The 17,159-nt window shown below is 65.6% G+C and carries 16 protein-coding genes; 10 read left to right on the top strand and 6 right to left on the bottom strand.

What is annotated here, in order from left to right:
- The first annotated feature begins 61 nt into the window (after positions 1-61).
- Together KW832_RS21220 and KW832_RS21215 are read left to right on the top strand one after the other, a co-directional pair.
- A complete protein-coding gene (locus tag KW832_RS21220) occupies positions 62-1,741 on the top strand; it encodes a GMC family oxidoreductase (protein WP_218301232.1) in 1,680 nt (559 codons plus the stop codon).
- Positions 1,742-1,761: 20 nt separating this feature from the next.
- Positions 1,762-2,112 (top strand): antibiotic biosynthesis monooxygenase, encoded by a 351-nt coding sequence (locus KW832_RS21215; RefSeq protein ID WP_218301402.1) that lies wholly within the window; start codon positions 1,762-1,764, stop codon positions 2,110-2,112.
- Between the two features lie 36 nt (positions 2,113-2,148).
- Here the strand turns inward: KW832_RS21215 and KW832_RS21210 are convergent, their stop codons facing one another.
- Together KW832_RS21210 and KW832_RS21205 are read right to left on the bottom strand one after the other, a co-directional pair.
- Positions 2,149-2,481, bottom strand: coding sequence for a hypothetical protein (locus KW832_RS21210; protein ID WP_218301233.1), 333 nt, complete (start codon positions 2,479-2,481; stop codon positions 2,149-2,151).
- Between the two features lie 173 nt (positions 2,482-2,654).
- Positions 2,655-4,016, bottom strand: coding sequence for an ammonium transporter (locus KW832_RS21205; protein WP_055394373.1), 1,362 nt, complete (start codon positions 4,014-4,016; stop codon positions 2,655-2,657).
- A 365-nt stretch (positions 4,017-4,381) separates the two neighbouring features.
- On the opposite strand from KW832_RS21205, the gene KW832_RS21200 reads away from it, so the two are divergent.
- From KW832_RS21200 to KW832_RS21180, 5 genes are all read left to right on the top strand, one after another.
- Positions 4,382-5,140 (top strand): TSUP family transporter, encoded by a 759-nt coding sequence (locus tag KW832_RS21200; protein ID WP_055394375.1) that lies wholly within the window; start codon positions 4,382-4,384, stop codon positions 5,138-5,140.
- Between the two features lie 254 nt (positions 5,141-5,394).
- Positions 5,395-6,159: a transporter substrate-binding domain-containing protein gene (locus KW832_RS21195; RefSeq protein ID WP_121421973.1), complete on the top strand. Its 765-nt coding sequence runs from the start codon at positions 5,395-5,397 to the stop codon at positions 6,157-6,159.
- A gap of 125 nt (positions 6,160-6,284) precedes the next feature.
- Positions 6,285-7,067 (top strand): amino acid ABC transporter permease, encoded by a 783-nt coding sequence (locus KW832_RS21190; RefSeq protein WP_121421972.1) that lies wholly within the window; start codon positions 6,285-6,287, stop codon positions 7,065-7,067.
- On the top strand, positions 7,064-7,819 hold the full coding sequence (locus KW832_RS21185) for an amino acid ABC transporter ATP-binding protein (RefSeq protein ID WP_218301234.1): 756 nt from the start codon (positions 7,064-7,066) through the stop codon (positions 7,817-7,819). Before KW832_RS21190 ends, KW832_RS21185 begins: the two co-directional genes overlap by 4 nt.
- An 89-nt stretch (positions 7,820-7,908) precedes the next feature.
- Positions 7,909-8,805 (top strand): DMT family transporter, encoded by an 897-nt coding sequence (locus KW832_RS21180; RefSeq protein WP_055394385.1) that lies wholly within the window; start codon positions 7,909-7,911, stop codon positions 8,803-8,805.
- 176 nt (positions 8,806-8,981) lie between these two features.
- On the opposite strand, the gene mrdA is transcribed toward KW832_RS21180, so the two are convergent.
- From mrdA to KW832_RS21160, 4 genes are all read right to left on the bottom strand, one after another.
- Positions 8,982-10,922: a penicillin-binding protein 2 gene (gene mrdA, locus KW832_RS21175; RefSeq protein WP_218301235.1), complete on the bottom strand. Its 1,941-nt coding sequence runs from the start codon at positions 10,920-10,922 to the stop codon at positions 8,982-8,984.
- 98 nt (positions 10,923-11,020) lie between these two features.
- Positions 11,021-11,539 carry a rod shape-determining protein MreD gene (gene mreD / locus KW832_RS21170; RefSeq protein ID WP_055394387.1) on the bottom strand — a complete coding sequence of 173 codons (519 nt, stop codon included), beginning with the start codon at positions 11,537-11,539 and terminating at the stop codon, positions 11,021-11,023.
- A 31-nt stretch (positions 11,540-11,570) separates the two neighbouring features.
- Complete coding sequence (mreC, locus tag KW832_RS21165) at positions 11,571-12,494, bottom strand: rod shape-determining protein MreC (RefSeq protein WP_055394389.1); 924 nt, start codon at positions 12,492-12,494, stop codon at positions 11,571-11,573.
- 130 nt (positions 12,495-12,624) lie between these two features.
- Positions 12,625-13,668 carry a rod shape-determining protein gene (locus KW832_RS21160; protein ID WP_005798130.1) on the bottom strand — a complete coding sequence of 348 codons (1,044 nt, stop codon included), beginning with the start codon at positions 13,666-13,668 and terminating at the stop codon, positions 12,625-12,627.
- 206 nt (positions 13,669-13,874) lie between these two features.
- Here KW832_RS21160 and gatC point away from each other — a divergent pair, with 206 nt between their 5' ends.
- From gatC to gatB, 3 genes are read left to right on the top strand one after another with little or no spacing between them, the layout of a single operon-like run.
- Positions 13,875-14,174, top strand: coding sequence for an Asp-tRNA(Asn)/Glu-tRNA(Gln) amidotransferase subunit GatC (gene gatC / locus KW832_RS21155; protein ID WP_055394393.1), 300 nt, complete (start codon positions 13,875-13,877; stop codon positions 14,172-14,174).
- Between the two features lie 12 nt (positions 14,175-14,186).
- On the top strand, positions 14,187-15,680 hold the full coding sequence (gene gatA / locus KW832_RS21150; protein WP_218301236.1) for an Asp-tRNA(Asn)/Glu-tRNA(Gln) amidotransferase subunit GatA: 1,494 nt from the start codon (positions 14,187-14,189) through the stop codon (positions 15,678-15,680).
- 1 nt (position 15,681) lies between these two features.
- Complete coding sequence (gene gatB / locus KW832_RS21145; protein ID WP_218301237.1) at positions 15,682-17,130, top strand: Asp-tRNA(Asn)/Glu-tRNA(Gln) amidotransferase subunit GatB; 1,449 nt, start codon at positions 15,682-15,684, stop codon at positions 17,128-17,130.
- The last annotated feature ends 29 nt before the right edge of the window (positions 17,131-17,159 follow it).

Genomic DNA, 17,159 nt, shown 5'->3' with positions numbered 1-17,159 from the left:
CCCGGCGCCGTCCGCACAATGGCCCTCCGTCTCCTTCCTCACACTGCCACCGCCCCTGCCCATGAGCGACCACACCACGTTTGACACCATCATCATCGGCGGCGGCACCGCCGGCGCCCTGCTGAGCAACCGCCTGAGCGCCGACGGCCGCCACCGCGTGCTCCTCATCGAGGCCGGCCGCAAGGACGACTACCACTGGATCCACATCCCCGTGGGCTACCTGTACTGCATCGGCAACCCGCGCACCGACTGGCTCTACAACACCGAACCCGATGCGGGCCTGAACGGCCGCACCCTGCGCTACCCGCGCGGCAAGACGCTGGGCGGCTGCAGCAGCATCAACGGCATGATCTACATGCGCGGCCAGGCGCGCGACTACGACCAGTGGGCCGAACTGACCGGCGACGCCAGCTGGCGCTGGGACAACGCCCTGCCCTACTTCCGCCGCCATGAGGACCACTGGCGCCTGGACCAGCCCGGCGGCGTGAATGAAAACTTCAAGCGCCTGCATGGCAACAAGGCCACCGGCAGCACCGGCGAGTGGCGCGTGGAAAAACAACGCCTGCGCTGGGATGTGCTCGACGCCTTTGCCCAGGCCGCGCAGCAGGCGGGCATCCCGGCCACCGACGACTTCAACGGCGGCAGCAACGAAGGCGTGGGCTATTTTGAGGTCAACCAGAAAAGCGGCTGGCGCTGGAACACCGCCAAGGCCTTCCTGCGGCCCACCTGCTACGGCCGCCCCAACTTCGAGATGTGGACCAGCGCGCAGGCCGTCAAGCTCATCGTCGAGACGCAGCCCGACGGCAGCAAGCGCTGCACCGGCGTGCAGGTGTGGGACGGCACCGAGATGGTCACGGCCCGCGCAACGGGCGAGGTCATCCTGAGCGCAGGCGCGGTCAACTCACCGCAGCTGCTGCAGCTCTCGGGCATCGGCCCGGCCGCGCTGCTGCGCCAGCACGGCATCGACGTGGTGCACGACCTGCCCGGCGTGGGCGCCAATTTGCAGGACCATCTGCAGATCCGCGCGGTGTTCAAGGTCAACGGCGTGGCCACGCTCAACACCATGGCCAGCTCGCTCTGGGGCAAGGCCAAGATCGGGCTCGAATACGCGACCAAACGCAGTGGCCCCATGAGCATGGCGCCCTCGCAGCTGGGGGCCTTCACGCGCAGCAGCGCCGACCAGCCCTACCCGAACATCGAGTACCACGTGCAGCCACTGTCGCTCGACGCTTTTGGCGAGCCGCTGCACAGCTTTCCGGCCTTCACGGCCAGCGTGTGCAACCTCAACCCCACAAGCCGGGGCACGGTGAACATCAAGAACGCCGACTTCAAGGCCGCACCGGCCATCGCCCCCAACTACCTCAGCACCACCGAAGACCGCCAGGTGGCCGCCGACAGCCTGCGTGTCACGCGCCGCATCGTGGCCCAGCCCGCGCTGGCCAGGTACCAGCCCGAGGAGTGGAAGCCCGGCGTGCAGTTTGAAAGCGACGAGGACCTCGCGCGCCTGGCCGGTGACATTGCCACCACGATCTTCCACCCCGTGGGCACGACGAAGATGGGGCGGGATGACGACCCGATGGCGGTGCTGGACTCCCAACTGCGCGTGCGTGGCATTGCAGGCCTGCGCGTGGTGGATGCGGGGGCTATGCCCACCATCACCAGCGGCAACACCAACTCGCCCACACTGATGCTGGCCGAGAAGGCGGCGGAGTGGATCATCCAGGCGCGGCGCGCGGCATGAGCGCGGATACCATCGCGCCCATGTACTCCTCCACCTTCATCTTTGCCACCAAACAGTTCGACGACGCCTTCCACCGCCTGGACGAGGCGATTGCGACCGCCGCCCGCTCCATCGACGGCTACCTAGGCGAGGAATCGTGGGAGGACATGGGCAAGGGCCTCGTGTCCAACGTCTACTACTGGCAGTCGCTCGAAGCGCTGCAGGCATTGATGCAGCACCCCGCCCACCTGAAGGCCAAGGCGGCGCAAGCGCAGTGGCTCAACGGCTACCAGGTCGTGATTGCGCAGGTGCTGCGCACCTATGGCGATGACAAGCTGGCCGGGCTGCTGCCCACGGCGGGCCTGTTCGTGCAAGGCACGGCAGCGCACTGACACCGCCCGCGCAACGGCCACCCGGCCGCAGCGTGGTCAGCGAATCCCTCCCACATAACGGGGAACCTCCGGCGCAGGCTCTGGCGGCGGCGGCGCCATGCGCTGGCGCACCGCCTGCGTGGCCACATCCAGCAAGGGTCGCCGCGGCGCAGCAGGTGGGGCGGCATGGATGGCGAGATCGAGGCGGTCGGCCCACTCGACCAGCTCCGGAACGTTGTCCTCCTGGGCACGTTGGCGTGCGAACCGCACGATCTCCAGCGCATATTCAACGTTGGAAGCCATCCATTCGGTGTCGGTCACGCGCCCCGTCTTGCGGCGCAGCAGCACATGCAAATGGGCGGCAATGGCAAGCTTTTCGGAATCGGGCATGGTCGGCTCCTTATGGCATTTCAGTCATCCATGGCGCTGCGCACCACCCGCAGCGTATGAAACCGGCGCGGCCCAAGCGCGGGCAGCCGCGCTGGCTGCGTCCCCTTGCCCGCATTGCGCAGCAATGCGAGAGCGGGGGGACGGACCGCAGGGCATCAGGGAGGTGGACTTCATTAACTCCCCAGGCGCTCACGGTGCTGGGCAATGTCGAGCCCGGTCTGCTCGCTCTGCTCATCCACCCGCAGGCCCACAGCCAGGTTGGTGATCCACAACAGCACGGCGGTTGCGACGAGGCTGTAGGCCATCACAGCGCCCACGCCAATGGCCTGGGTGAGCAAGCTGCCTGGCACACCCCCCACGGTGCGGCTGGCCAGCATGCCTGTGAGCAGCGAGCCCACGATGCCGCCGATGCCATGCACCCCAAACACGTCCAGGGAATCGTCGGCGCGCAGCAAGCGCTTGAGCCCCGTGGCGCCCCAGTAGCAGGCCAAACCCGCCACCACGCCAATCACCACTGCCGAGCGCAGCGTGACAAAACCCGCAGCAGGCGTAATGGCCACCAGGCCCGCCACCAGGCCAGAGCAAAGTCCCAGCAGGGATGGCCGCCCGCGCACCACCCACTCGCCCAGCATCCACGACAAGGCACCCGCCGCTGCGGCCAGGTGCGTCACCGCCATCGCCAGCCCCGCACGGCCGTCGGCGGCCACGGCAGAGCCTGCGTTGAAGCCGAACCAGCCCACCCACAACAAGCCCGCGCCCGCCATGGTCAGCCCCAGGTTGTAGGGCTCGAACGCCTCGCGCCCATAGCCCGTGCGCCGCCCCAGGAACCACGCGCACACCAGCCCGGCCACACCCGCATTCACGTGCACCACCGAGCCTCCGGCAAAGTCCAGCGCACCCATCTGGGCCAGCCAGCCCCCTGGCTCCCACACCCAGTGCGCCACCGGGGCGTAGACCAGCAGGGTCCACAGGCTGATGAAGATCAGCATGGCGGAAAACCGCATGCGCTCGACAAACGCCCCCACCAGCAGCGCGGCGGTGATGATGGCAAACGTGAGCTGGAACATGGCGTACACCGACTCGGGGATGTGCGGCGCCACATGGCTTACGGCCAGCTTGCCGCCAGCGAGCTGAAAGTCCAGGCCCGCAAAGCCGATGCGGTCCCATCCCCCCAGCCAGGGGCTGCCCGGGGTGAAGGCCAGCGAGTAACCCGCCCCAAACCACAGCAGGCTGACCAGCGCGGCAATGGCCACCACGCTGGCCATGGTGTTGAGCACGTTCTTCTTGCGCACCATGCCTGCGTAGAACAGGGCAATGCCCGGCAGCGTCATCAGCAGCACCAGCGCTGTGGAGGTCATCATCCACGCGGTATCTGCCGCGCTGATCGTGGACTGCGCCACCAGCCCGGGACGTGTGAGGGACAAGGAAGGCACCGCTCCCGCCGCCACCTCTGGCGCCGTCTGCGCCAGCGCACTCGCGCACAGGCCCAGACACAGCGACCCTACCCCAACGAACCGGTGGTTGACTCCCCGCATGGCGGCTCCCTTTCGCAAATTGTTACAAGCGCGATTGCACGAGCCGTGCCAACCCCAACACCCCGATTCCGCCCCTGGAAACCCGATCACTGCCCCACAACGGGGGCGGGAAACCCCCAATGCACCAGCGGAGTGCAGTCGCTACAGTTGCGGCACTCGAAAGCGCGCTTCGGTGTGCCAAGCGAGGGGCCCGAGGAGACACTCTTTCTACCAATAAACAAATTTCAAGCACCCAACGAGGTGCGTTTTTTTCCAGGCGCTGGCGATCCCAGCGCCTTTTTCTTGCCTGTTCTACGCTGGCCTCCCTTTCGCCAGTGCCCCGAGGAGTCCTGAATCCATAGCAGGCAAGCTGCGAAAATCCTGCGATGGAATGGATTTTTATTACCTTTGCCTCGCTGCTTGCAGGCTTCGTGGATGCCATCGTGGGGGGTGGCGGGCTGGTGATGGTGCCGGCCCTGTTTGCGGCTTTCCCCGGGGCGCCCCCTGCCACGCTGCTGGGCACCAACAAGGCGGCCTCGGTGTGGGGCACGGCCATGGCCACCTGGCAGTACAGCCGCAAGGTGCAGGTTCGCTGGTCGGCCATGCTGCCCGCGGCAGCGGCCGGTTTTGCGGGGTCGTTTGCAGGCGCCTGGGCCGTGACCGTGATGTCGGCCGACTTCCTGCGCAAGCTGCTGCCCCTGGTGCTGCTGGGGGTGCTGGTCTACACGCTGGCCAAGAAAGAGTTGGGGCGGCACCACACACCCCGCTTTGCGGGCAGGGCCGAAGTGCTGGCGGCCTGCCTGATCGGCGTGGTCATCGGCTTTTATGACGGCTTCTTCGGCCCGGGCACCGGCAGTTTCTTCGTTTTTCTGTTTGTGCGGCTGCTGGGCTATGACTTCCTGAACGCCTCGGCCTCGGCCAAGCTGCTCAATTGCGCCACCAACATCGCCGCCATCGCGCTGTTTGCCGCCAAGGGCCATGTGTGGTGGCACTTTGCGGTGACGCTGGCCATCGCCAATGTGGTGGGCAGCCTGCTGGGCACGCACCTGGCGCTCAAGCACGGCACGGGTTTTGTGCGTGGCATCTTCATCGTGGTGGTGAGCACGCTGATCCTCAAGACGGGTTACGACGCGTTCCTGCGCTAGCCGAGGCCCGAAGGGGCTCGTGCCCCCGGATGGCATCATGCTTGCTAAGCTGAGCTGGCCTACCACCAGGGCGCCCCGAGGTCATCGGGGTTGCCCTGCATGGCCCGAATGTGAACGCCCGTCCTATAATTTCTGCGCATTTCCGTTTGATGACGAGGCCCATCGCTGTTGGCGATGCCTGCATTCACCCGCTCCGGCTTGCCTACCCGCATGCCGGATTTTTTGTACCTGAACCACCCCCACAGGAACCTGCCATGAAGTTTTTCAAGTCTGCCGTTGTCACCGCCGTGGCGCTGTGCGCTGCCCTCGCCGTCCAGGCCCGCACGCTGGACGAAATCAAGAAGGACGGCAAGATCATCGTGGCCACCGAAGGCCAGTTTGCCCCGTTCAACTTCTTCGAAGGCACCAAGCTGACGGGTTTCGAGGTGGAAGTGGCAGAGCTGGTGGTCAAGAAGATGGGCCTGAAGCTCGAATGGAAGACGCTGGGCTTTGACGCACTGCTGACCGGCCTGGGCCAAAGCCGCTGGGACGCTGTCATTGCCTCGCACGGCGTGACCGAAGAACGCTCCAAGGCCGTCACGTTTGCCAACCCCCACTACTGCTCGGGCGGCATCATCGTGGCCATGGACGCAAAAATCCGCAACGCCAAGGACCTGACCGGCAAGGTGGTGGCAGTGCAGACCGGCACCAGCTACCTGGAAAACGTGCAGAAGCTCACCGGGGTGAAGGAGGTGAAGAACTTCCCGCAGGACACCGACGCCCAGCGCGCCCTGATCTCCAAACGCGTCGACGCCTGGGTGAGCGACAAGTTCGTGGCCAAGGAAGCCGCCGCCAAGAACGCCAAGGCCGGGTTCAAGCTCGGCGACATGCTGTTCATCGAACGCATCGCCCCCGCCATGGCCAAGGGCAACACCGGCCTGGCCGATGCCTGGAACAAGGCGTTTGCCGAAGTGCTGGCCGATGGCAGCTACGCCGCCGTCTCCAAGAAGTATTTCAACGAAGACGTGCGCTGCAACTGATATAAAAACACGCTACGGGGTGCGCTGGGCCTGGCCCGTTGCGCACCCTTTGCTGTTTTTGACGGCGTCACCATGGTCCTGCCGCCGACCCGATTTCCAACCAAGACCTTCCGGTCGTCCGATCCATGCTTCTCGCTCTTTGGCCACAAGGCTGGTCCCGACAGCAGCGCAGCAATGCCACGCTGGTCGCTGCACTGGTGCTGATGGTTCTGGCCCTCTCGTTGCTGGGCCAGTTGCTTTCGTTCTTTCCCGACCCCATCGGCCCCAACGCCCAGGCGTTTTCCGAAGGCGCGCGCACCACGCTGTGGCTCACGCTGGTCAGTGGTGCCGTGGGCCTGGTGCTGGGCACGGCGGCGGCGCTGGCCCGCACCGCCCGCTGGACGGCCGTGCGCTGGATTGCCGGCGTGTACATCTGGGCTATTCGCGGCACGCCGCTCTTGGTGCAGATCCTGTTTGTGTACTTTGCCCTGCCCGTGCTGGTGCCGGGGCTGAACCTGCCCGACTTTGCCGCCGCCGTCGTGGCCCTGGGGCTGAATGTGGGCGCCTACAACGCCGAAGCCCTGCGCGCCGGCCTGCTGGCCGTGCCCCGCGGTCAGACCGAGGCCGCCAAGGCGCTGGGCCTGGGCCGCATGCACGTGTTCCTGGACGTGGTGTTTCCGCAGGCGTTCAAGATCTCGCTGCCGCCGCTGGTGAGCAACTTTGTGGCACTGCTCAAGGACTCGTCACTGGCCTACGCCATCGGCGTGGTGGAGCTGACCAATGTGGGCAACCGCATCCAGTCGGCCACGTTCCAGCCCATTGCCACGCTGACCACGGTGGCCATCACCTACCTGCTGCTGACCACGCTGGTCACGCAAGTCTCCAACGCCGTCGAATACCGCTTTGACGTGGAAGGGCGCAACCGATGACCGCAACGACCAACCAGCCCAAGCCCTACATCGTGGCCGAGCGGGTGTGCAAGTCGTTTGGTGCACACCAGGTGCTCAAGGACGTCTCCACCGTGTTCCACACCGGCGAGGTAACGGTGATCATCGGCGCCTCGGGCTCGGGCAAGAGCACCCTGCTGCGTGCCATCAACCGGCTGGAACCCCACGACAGCGGGCGCATCACCATCGACGGCGTGGACGTCTGCGACGACCTCACCACCCTGCAGCGCCAGCGCTGCGAAGTAGGCATGGTGTTCCAGCAGTTCAACCTGTTCGGCCACATGAGCGTGCTGGACAACGTGACGCTGGCGCCCCGCCGCATTCGCCGCACCCCGCGCACCCAGGCCAACGACGAAGCCATGCAGCTGCTGCGCCGCGTGGGCATGCAGGACCACGCACACAAGTACCCGTGGCAGCTGTCGGGCGGGCAGCAGCAGCGGGTGGCCATTGCGCGGGCGCTGGCCATGCAACCCAAGGTGATGCTGTTTGACGAGCCCACATCGGCACTCGACCCCGAGATGGTCAAGGAAGTGCTGGACGTGATGCGAGGCCTCGCGCGTGGCGGCATGACCATGATTGTGGTCACCCACGAAATGGGCTTTGCGCGCGAGGTGGCCGACCGCGTGATGTTCTTCGATCAAGGCCGCATTGCGCACGATGCGCCGCCGCAGGAGTTCTTCAGCAACCCGGCCAATGACCGCATCCGCGCGTTCCTGGGCCAGGTCAGCCACTGAGCCGCGTCCTCACCGGACTGCACTGCAAAGCAGAGGCCGCCGGGCAACCGGCGGCCCTTTTTTTCTTTTGGTTTTGGGGAATTCTTCCGATGCGTACTGAACGCTGGGGCCTGATGGCCCTGTTGGCTGTGACCGTGGTGTGGGGCACCACCTTCCCGGCCATGAAACTGCTCTCAGCACACCTGGACGCGCTGCAGATCATCTGGCTGCGGTTCGTGATCGCGCTGCTGGTGCTGGCGCCGTTGTGGCGCGGCATGCTGCGCCACGAGCGGCGCTGGGGCTGCGCGCTGGGGTTGCTGCTGTTCCTGGCGTTCTGGCTGCAGATCGAGGGCCTCGCGCGCACCAGCAGCAACCGCAATGCGTTTGTCACCGGCCTGAACGTGCTGGTGGTGCCGCTGATCGCCATGGCCTTCCTGGGACGGCGCTATGGCTGGCGACTCTGGGGTGCCTGCGTGATGGCGCTGGCGGGCATGGCGCTGATGTTCCACGAAAACGAGCCCTGGAACCTGGGCGATACGCTGACGCTGGCCAGCACCGTGTTCTACGCGCTGTACATCCTGGCGCTGGAAGAGTGCGCACGCCGCACGGCCGCGCAGCCGCTGCGGGCCACCCGCATGGCCGCCGCGCAGGCCACGGTTATGGCGCTGGCGTCCACCGCGCTGCTGCTTGCGCAGGGCGAGGGCATGGGCTGGCTACGGTCCGTGGCCGACCTGCCTCTGGATGCGTTGCTGGCGCTGCTGTACCTGGGCCTGCTGGCCAGCGTAGTGGTGGTGACGCTGCAGGCCTGGGGCCAGCAGCGCGTGGACGCCATGCGCAGCGCCATCGTGTTCGGGCTGGAGCCGGTGTTCGCGGCCCTCACAGCCTGGGTGCTGCTCGGGGAAAGGCTGGGCTGGGCGGGGCTCGGTGGCGCCGCGCTCATCGTGGCAGCGCTGGTGTTCAGCCAGATCCAGCCTGCTGCGCGCGCAGGCCGGACGCAACGGGCCTGAGAGGCGCGGTACGCCCTCCGAGCCGCTCCGCGCCTTCCTCTCAGGGGAACGCCACCCATGGTCTGGCGGAGCCTGTTCCACAGGTGGCACGGGCACCACGGACGCGGCCATTTCAAGCCAAAACGGGCTCCAGCGCTTATTCACAAAGCGCAAACAGCTATTATTTATATAGCAAACTATGGCGCAATCAGCGGCACATCAACCGCTTTGCGGGGCTTGCCGATCGGGGCCGAGGCCAGGCCTTTTTGCACAGCCGCCATGTCTTCCTCGTTGGGATAGTCGCCCAGCAGCCAGTAGTCAAACACCCGGCGCGCGATGGGGGCGGCGTGCGCAGCGCCGAAACCGGCGTTTTCCACGATGGCCGCAATCACGATGGTGGGGTTTTCGGCAGGAGCAAAGGCGGCAAACAGCGAGTGGTCACGCTGGTGTTCTTCCAGCGCCTTGGCGTTGTATTTGACGTTCTGGCCCATCGTCACCGCCTGGGCTGTGCCGGTCTTGCCGCCCGAGGTGTAGGGCGCCCCGGCAAACACGCGCGTGCCGGTGCCGCCCTTGTTCACCGCCACCATGGCGTTGCGCACGATGTCCACGTTCTTCGGCAAAAAACCCAGATCCACTCCCGGCGGCTGGCTGATCTCGGTGACGACGCCCGTGACCGCGTTTTTCACCGCCTTGGCCATGTGCGGCCGGTAGCGAATACCGCCATTGGCCAGCGTGGCCTGCGCCAGCGCCAGCTGCAGCATCGTGAAGTTGTTGTAGCCCTGGCCAATGCCCAGCGACACGGTTTCGCCGGGGAACCAGCGCTTCATCTCGGGGCGCTTGTAGGCATTGCGCTTCCACTCGGTGCTGGGCAAGGTGCCGCGCACTTCGCCATTGAGGTCGATGCCCGTGGACTGTCCAAAGCCCAGCGGCTTCATGAAGTCATGGATGGCATCGACACCCATCTCCACCGCCAGCGAATAGAAATACGTGTTGCTCGACTGCTGGATGGCGCGGTGCATGTCCACCCCGCCCAGCCCGCCCTCGTGGCTGCGGAAGGTGTGGCCGCCGAAGGTATAAAAGCCCGGGTCGTTGACCACCATGCTGGGCGAGCGCTTGCCCAGCTGCAGCGCGGCCAGCGCCATGAAAGGCTTGTAGGTGGAGCCCGGCGGGTAGGTGCCGCGCATGGCGCGGTTGAGCAGGGGCTTGTCGATGGATTCGTTGAGCGCGGTCCAGTTCTCCACGTCGATGCCTTCGACGAACAGATTGGGATCGAACGTGGGCTTGCTCACCAGCGCCAGGATCTCGCCGTTGCGCGGGTCGATGGCCACCAACGCGCCCCGGCGGTTGCCGTACATGTCTTCAATGAGCTTTTGCAGCTTGATGTCGATCGACAGCATCACACTGTCGCCGGGCGTGGCCGCGTGGCTGGAGAGCTTGCGCACCGCCCGCCCCCCGGCCGAAGTTTCCATCTGCTCGACCCCGGTGGCGCCGTGCAGGGCCGACTCGAAGCTCTGCTCGATGCCCAGCTTGCCGATGTATTCGGTGCCCCTGTAGTTGGCCTCGTCTTCGGAGTCCTGGATGCGCGCCTTCTCCGTCTGGTTGATGCGGCCGATGTAGCCGATGGCATGGCTGGCCACGTCACCCAGCGGGTAGTTGCGAAACAACCGTGCCTTGATGTCCACGCCCGGAAAACGGTAGCGCTGCGCGGTGAACCGCGCCACTTCCTGGTCGGTCAGCCGCGTGCGGATGGGGAGGGACTCGAAGTTGCGCGACTCTTCCATGAGCCGCTTGAAGCGGCGCCGGTCACGGCTCTGGATTTCCACCACCTTGGACAGCTCGTCGATGGTCTCGTCCAGCACCCCGACCCGCGAGGGCGTGATCTCCAGTGTGTAGGCCGAATAGTTGGTGGCCAGCACCACGCCGTTGCGGTCCAGGATGAGCCCCCGGTTGGGCACGATGGGCACCACCGCCGTGCGGTTGCTCTCGGCCTGCGCCGCCAGGTCTTCGTGCCGGACCACCTGCAGATACACCAGCCGGGCAGCAATGAGGCAGAACGCAAAAAACACCAGGGCGCCGATGACCAGGGCCCGCACCCGAAAGCGCGAAGCATCGGCTTCGCTGCTGCGCACCTCAGTCACGCCCACCCTCCCATTCGGGCGCGCGCAAGCCCAGGCTCAACCCCCAGGGGCCAAGGCGGAACGCTGGCGAAATGTGCGGGCATCAAGAAAGGCATGGGCTACAGAGGCCGGTTCTGGTCGCGGTCGGGCGGGCGGCGCTGCGGAGCCAGAAGCACCCAGCTGGCCAGGGGCCACAGCAAGGCCTCCAGCACCGGTGCGAGAAAACTCCACAGCCCCGGGAATATGCCCCCGGACGCCATCCGCAGCAAGAGCTCGATCGCGTGGGCGAGGGCAAACAGGGGCAACACCTGCAAGGCCTGCGACGGCACGCTGAACCACAGCAGGCGGCGGTGGATGGCAATCGCGCCAAACGACAGCACGGTATAGGACAGCGCATGCTGGCCCAGCAGCGCCGACTGGCTCACGTCCATGCACAGGCCCAGCAGGAACGCTACCCCCATGCCGATACGCAGCGGCTGGTGCACACCCCAGAAGACCAACAACACCATGAGCACATCGGGCGTCCAGACGATGCGGCCCAGCGGCAGCATGTTGATGGCCAGGCCCACAGCCAAGCTGGCCCAGATGAAGACCGGGTTCACCGGCATCAGCAGGGGCTCACCACGCGGCATGATCATCGTGGGCCTCCTTGTGGGGTCAAGCGGTGGCTCACTTGCGGCCTCCGCGCTTGTTGGCGGGGACAGCCGGGGCGGGTTCGGGACGCGCCAGTTCATTGTCGGCCAGCGGCTTGAGCACCACCACATGGCGCGCGCCCTGCACCTGGGCGAGCGGTATGCAATAGATGCGCGCAAACGCAGAGTCGGCACGGCGCTCCACCCGCACCACGCGCGCCACAGGCAGGCCGGGCGGGTACAGACCGTCCACACCGCTGGTGGTCAGCAGGTCGTCCTCGCGAATGTCTGCATTGGCGGGCATGAAGCGCAGCTCCATGCCACCGCCATGGCCCGCTACCGGGTCGCCATAGGCCACGCCGCGCACACCGGTACGGATGTTCAGCACCGGAATCGCCTGATCGCGGTCTACCAGCAAGGTGACTTCGCTGACCAGCGGGAACACGCGGGTGACCTGACCCAGCACACCGGCTTCATCCATCACGGGGGCGCCCAGTTCCACGCCACCCATCTGGCCCCGGTCCAGAACCACGCGGCGCGTGTAGGGGTCGGCCGTGTCGTAGATCACCTCGGCCGCCTGGGCGGGTGTCTGCAGCCGGTCGCGCAGCTCCAGCAGTTTGCGCAGCCGCTGGTTTTCCATCGCCAGCTGATCTGCCTGGTTGGCCCGCTGGCCCATCACGGTCATTTTCTTGCGGGCGGCATCCAGGTCATCCTGCGCGGTTTGCAGCGACTGGAAATAGCTGCGCCCGTGGCTGGCGAATTCCACGGGCTGCAGCATGAGCCACTGCACGGGGTACAGCACCGTGGCCACGGCCTGACGGAAGGGGCCGGTGATCTGAAAGCGTGCATCGGCCACCATGAGGAAAAGCGCCAGCGCGCTGAACACAGCCAAACGCGACAGGGCCGAAGGGCCCTGTTTGAAGAAAGGGGGAGCGCTGCGCTCCAGAGTACCCAGGGGCATGGTGCGCAGCGGTCAGGGTCGGCACCGTGGAGACACATCCACGGGCGGGTGCTCAGAAACAAGCATTGGAGCAGGTGCAGTCATGCAATTCAGAGCGAAAAAAGTGCCTGCAGCATACAGGCCCGCTGGCTTACTCGCTCGTGAAAATGCTGCCCAGACGGTCCATGCGCTCCAGGGCGATGCCGCAGCCGCGCACCACGCAGGTCAGCGGGTCTTCGGCCACCAGCACGGGCAGGCCGGTTTCCTCGGCCAGCAGGCGGTCCAGGTCGCGCAGCAGAGCGCCACCGCCGGTCAGCATCATGCCCCGGTCGGCAATGTCGGCGCCCAGCTCAGGGGGGGTTTGTTCCAGCGCGTTCTTCACGGCCGAGACGATCTGGTTGAGCGGGTCGGTCAGGGCTTCCAGCACTTCGTTGGACGAAATGGTGAAGCTGCGTGGCACGCCCTCGCTGAGGTTGCGGCCCTTGACTTCCATCTCGCGCACTTCGGAGCCCGGGAAGGCCGAACCGATGTTCTTCTTGATGGCTTCGGCCGTGGGCTCGCCGATCAGCATGCCGTAGTTGCGGCGGATGTAGCTGATGATGGCCTCGTCAAACTTGTCACCGCCCACGCGGACGCTGCCCTTGTAGACCATGCCGCCCAGCGAGATCACGCCCACTTCGGTGGTGCCGCCACCGATGTCCACGACCATGGAGCCCGAGGCTTCCGAGACGGGCAGACCAGCGCCGATGCCAGCAGCCATGGGTTCTTCGATCAGGTACACCGCCGTGGCGCCCGCAGCCTCGGCCGCGTCCTTGATGGCGCGGCGCTCGACCTGGGTGGAGCCGCAGGGCACACAGATGATGATGCGCGGGCTGGGGGTGAACAGCGTGCGCGGGTGCACCATCTTGATGAACTGCTTGATCATCTGCTCGGTGATCACGAAGTCGGCGATCACGCCATCCTTCATGGGCCGGATGGCTTCGATGTTGCCGGGCACCTTGCCCAACATGGCCTTGGCTTCACGACCTACGGCCTGGATGACTTTCTTGCCGTGGGGGCCACCTTCGTGGCGGATGGCGACGACGGAAGGTTCATCAAGAACGATACCTTTGTCGCGGGCGAAGATGAGGGTGTTGGCTGTGCCAAGGTCAATGGCAAGGTCGGTGGAGAAGTACCGACGGAAAGCTCCGAACATTCAAAAGTCCTCTCGGGCACGGCATGCGCGTCGGCCTGCCATCGCCAGGTATTTCAGGGGTGTTTATTGGCTTTTTTCACGCAATTGACTCCCATTCCGGGAGCTTTGCGGCAAAGCCGGGATAATACCCCATCCCCTGTGAATAACTCCCTCCGGCGAGCACCGGATCACAGCTTTACTTCTGGTTTCTCTAGATTCTCCTCCCTATGGCACTGACCCCCCAGGACATCGGCCGCATTGCCAACTTGGCGCGGCTTGAGCTGACACCTTCCGAAAGTGAGCGCATGCTCACGCAGCTCAATGGTTTCTTTGACATCGTGGAACAGATGCGGGCTGTGGATACCTCGGGCGTCACGCCCCTGGCCCACCCCGTGGCCGCCATCCAGGACGTGCAGCTGCGCCTGCGCGAAGACCTGGCCAGCGAGCCCAACCAGCGCGAAGCCAACCAGCAAAGCGCCCCCGCTGTCGAACGAGGCCTGTTCCTCGTGCCCAAAGTGATCGAGTAAGAGCCCCGCCGCATGACTTCCACCGCATTGCATGACCTGGGCGTGGCCCAGCTGGCCACCGAGCTGCGCGAGCGCCGCGTCTCGGCCGTCGAGGCCGCCCAGCATTTCCTCGCCCGCGCACAGGCCCACCAGAACCTGGGCGCCTACGTGGCCGTGAACCCGGACATCACCCTGGCCCAGGCCCGCACGCAGGACGCCGCCATCGCCGCAGGCACCGCCGGCCCGCTCGCGGGCGTGCCGATTGCGCACAAGGACATCTTTGTCACCAAGGATTTCCCCAGCACCGCCGGCTCCAAGATGCTCGCGGGCTACCAGTCGCCGTTTGACGCCACCGTGGTCACCAAGCTGGCCGACGCGGGTGCCGTGACACTGGGCAAGCTCAACTGTGACGAGTTCGCCATGGGCTCGGCCAACGAGAACTCCGCCGTCGCCCCCGTGGGCTTTGACGCCCCCGCCCCCGTGCGCAACCCTTGGGCCACCGACCGCATCCCGGGTGGCTCGTCCGGCGGCAGCGCCGTGGCCGTGGCCGCGCGCCTGGCCCCGGCCGTCACCGGCACCGACACTGGCGGCTCCATCCGCCAGCCCGCGTCGTTCTGCGGCATTACCGGCATCAAGCCCACCTATGGCCGCGCCAGCCGCTACGGCATGATCGCGTTTGCCTCCAGCCTCGACCAGGCCGGCCCCATGGCCCGCTCGGCCGAAGACTGCGCGCTGCTGCTGTCCGCCATGTGCGGCCCCGACCCGGACCGCGACTCCACGTCGCTCGATGTGCCTGCAGAAAACTTCAGCGCCAAGCTCAACGACAGCATCGACGGCCTGCGCATCGGCATCCCCGCCGAGTTCTTTGGAGAAGGCCTGGCGCCCGATGTGCGCGCCGCCGTAGATGGTGCCCTGAAGGAATACGAGAAGCTCGGCGCCAAGCTCGTGCCCATCAGCCTGCCGCGCACGCAGCTGTCCATTCCGGTCTACTACATCATTGCTCCGGCCGAAGCATCGTCCAACCTCTCCCGCTTTGACGGCGTGAAGTTCGGCCATCGCGCCAAGGACTACACCGATCTGGTGGACATGTACAAGAAGACCCGCGCCGAAGGTTTTGGCGACGAGGTCAAGCGCCGCATCATGATCGGCGCCTATGTGCTCTCGCACGGCTACTACGACGCCTATTACCTGCAGGCACAGAAGATCCGCCGCATGATCGCCGACGACTTCCAGAATGCCTTCAAGGACTGCGACCTGATCGCCGGCCCGGTGGCCCCCACGGTGGCCTGGAAGCTGGGCGACCATGGCAACGACCCGCTGGCCGACTACCTGGCCGACATCTTCACCCTGCCCGGCTCGCTGGCCGGGCTGCCCGGCATGAGCGTGCCCGCCGGTTTTGGCGAGAGCGGCATGCCAGTGGGCCTGCAGTTGCTGGGCAACTACTTCCAGGAAGCCCGCCTCCTGAACGCTGCGCACCGCCTGCAGCAAGCCACCGACTTCCACCTCCGCCGTCCGGAGGGCTTCTGACATGACCGCCAAACTGATCCATGGCTACGAAGTTGTCATCGGCTTCGAAACCCACACCCAGCTCGCAACCCAGAGCAAAATTTTCAGCCGCGCGCCCACCGCTTTTGGCGCCGAGCCCAACACGCAAGCCTGCGCGGTGGACCTGGCCCTGCCGGGCACCCTGCCCGTGATGAACCGCGAGGCCGTGGCCTGCGCTATCAAATTAGGACTGGCACTGGGCTCCCACATTGCGCCAGTGAGCATTTTTGCGCGCAAGAATTACTTCTACCCCGACCTGCCCAAGGGCTACCAGATCAGCCAGTTCGAGATTCCGGTGGTGCAAGGCGGTGAGGTGGAATTCTTTCTGGGCGATGAGAAAAAGACCGTGCGCCTGGTGCGCGCCCACCTCGAAGAAGACGCAGGCAAGTCCTTGCATGAAGACTTCATCGGCCAGAGTGGTATCGACCTGAACCGCGCGGGCACACCGCTCCTGGAGATCGTGACGGAGCCCGACATGCGCTCGTCCGAAGAGGCCGTGGCCTACGCGAAGGAGCTGCACAAGATCGTCACCTGGATCGGCATCTGCGACGGCAACATGCAGGAAGGCAGCTTCCGCTGCGACGCCAACGTGTCGGTGCGCAAGCCCGGCGCCGAATTGGGCACACGACGCGAGATCAAGAACCTGAACTCGTTCAAGTTCATGCAGCAGGCCATCGACTACGAAATCCGCTGGCAGATCGAGCAGATCGAGGACGGCCACGCGATCCAGCAGGCCACCGTGCTGTTCGACCCGGACACGGGCGAAACGCGCGCGATGCGGACCAAGGAAGATGCGGCGGACTACCGCTACTTCCCAGACCCCGACCTGCCTCCACTACACATTTCAGAGCAGTGGGTGCAGGAAGAACGGGCGCAAATGGCCGAATTGCCTCGCACCATGGCCGCCCGTTTTGTGGCGGACTATGGCCTGCCCGAGTACGACGCCACCACGCTCACGCAGAGCAAAGCCATGGCGGCGTACTTCGAAGCAGTGGCCAAAGCCTGCAGCCAGCCCAAGCTGGCCAGCAACTGGATCATGGGAGATGTGTCACGCCGCCTGAACATGGCGGAGACCGGTATCGAGCAGGCCCCTGTCACGGCAACTCAGCTGGCAGCATTGATCGGCCGCATTGCCGACGGCACGATCTCCAACAACGCCGCCAAGCAGGTGTTTGACGCGCTGTGGACCGGAGAGTCGAACGACGTGGATGCCGTCATCGAATCCAAGGGACTCAAGCAGATGAACGACTCCAGCGCGCTAGAGAAGATCATCGACGAAGTGATTGCCGCCAACCCCGACAACGTGGCGCAGTTCCGCGCGGGCAAGGACAAGGCCTTCAACGCGCTGGTCGGCCAGATCATGAAGGCCAGCAAGGGCAAGGCCAATCCGACGCAGGTCAACGAACTGCTGCGCGCCAAACTGGCGGGCTGAGCGCAAGGCTGTTGAAGCTGCCGCAAAAA

The sequence above is a fragment of the Acidovorax sp. sif0632 genome (assembly GCF_019218805.1).
GTDB lineage: Bacteria > Pseudomonadota > Gammaproteobacteria > Burkholderiales > Burkholderiaceae_C > Acidovorax > Acidovorax facilis.
Note: the sequence above shows the minus strand (reverse complement) of the source record. Positions and strands in the feature narration are given on the sequence as shown.

What these genes read in the sequence shown, in the direction of transcription:
- KW832_RS21185 (WP_218301234.1), top strand. Translation starts at nt 7,064, where the DNA reads ATGACCGCAACGACCAACCAGCCCAAGCCCTACATCGTGGCCGAGCGG.
- KW832_RS21210 (WP_218301233.1), bottom strand. Translation starts at nt 2,481, where the DNA reads ATGCCCGATTCCGAAAAGCTTGCCATTGCCGCCCATTTGCATGTGCTG.
- mreC (WP_055394389.1), bottom strand. Translation starts at nt 12,494, where the DNA reads ATGCCCCTGGGTACTCTGGAGCGCAGCGCTCCCCCTTTCTTCAAACAG.
- gatB (WP_218301237.1), top strand. Translation starts at nt 15,682, where the DNA reads ATGACCGCCAAACTGATCCATGGCTACGAAGTTGTCATCGGCTTCGAA.
- KW832_RS21190 (WP_121421972.1), top strand. Translation starts at nt 6,285, where the DNA reads ATGCTTCTCGCTCTTTGGCCACAAGGCTGGTCCCGACAGCAGCGCAGC.
- KW832_RS21160 (WP_005798130.1), bottom strand. Translation starts at nt 13,668, where the DNA reads ATGTTCGGAGCTTTCCGTCGGTACTTCTCCACCGACCTTGCCATTGAC.
- KW832_RS21215 (WP_218301402.1), top strand. Translation starts at nt 1,762, where the DNA reads ATGTACTCCTCCACCTTCATCTTTGCCACCAAACAGTTCGACGACGCC.
- gatA (WP_218301236.1), top strand. Translation starts at nt 14,187, where the DNA reads ATGACTTCCACCGCATTGCATGACCTGGGCGTGGCCCAGCTGGCCACC.
- KW832_RS21220 (WP_218301232.1), top strand. Translation starts at nt 62, where the DNA reads ATGAGCGACCACACCACGTTTGACACCATCATCATCGGCGGCGGCACC.
- KW832_RS21200 (WP_055394375.1), top strand. Translation starts at nt 4,382, where the DNA reads ATGGAATGGATTTTTATTACCTTTGCCTCGCTGCTTGCAGGCTTCGTG.
- mreD (WP_055394387.1), bottom strand. Translation starts at nt 11,539, where the DNA reads ATGATCATGCCGCGTGGTGAGCCCCTGCTGATGCCGGTGAACCCGGTC.
- KW832_RS21195 (WP_121421973.1), top strand. Translation starts at nt 5,395, where the DNA reads ATGAAGTTTTTCAAGTCTGCCGTTGTCACCGCCGTGGCGCTGTGCGCT.
- gatC (WP_055394393.1), top strand. Translation starts at nt 13,875, where the DNA reads ATGGCACTGACCCCCCAGGACATCGGCCGCATTGCCAACTTGGCGCGG.
- KW832_RS21180 (WP_055394385.1), top strand. Translation starts at nt 7,909, where the DNA reads ATGCGTACTGAACGCTGGGGCCTGATGGCCCTGTTGGCTGTGACCGTG.
- KW832_RS21205 (WP_055394373.1), bottom strand. Translation starts at nt 4,016, where the DNA reads ATGCGGGGAGTCAACCACCGGTTCGTTGGGGTAGGGTCGCTGTGTCTG.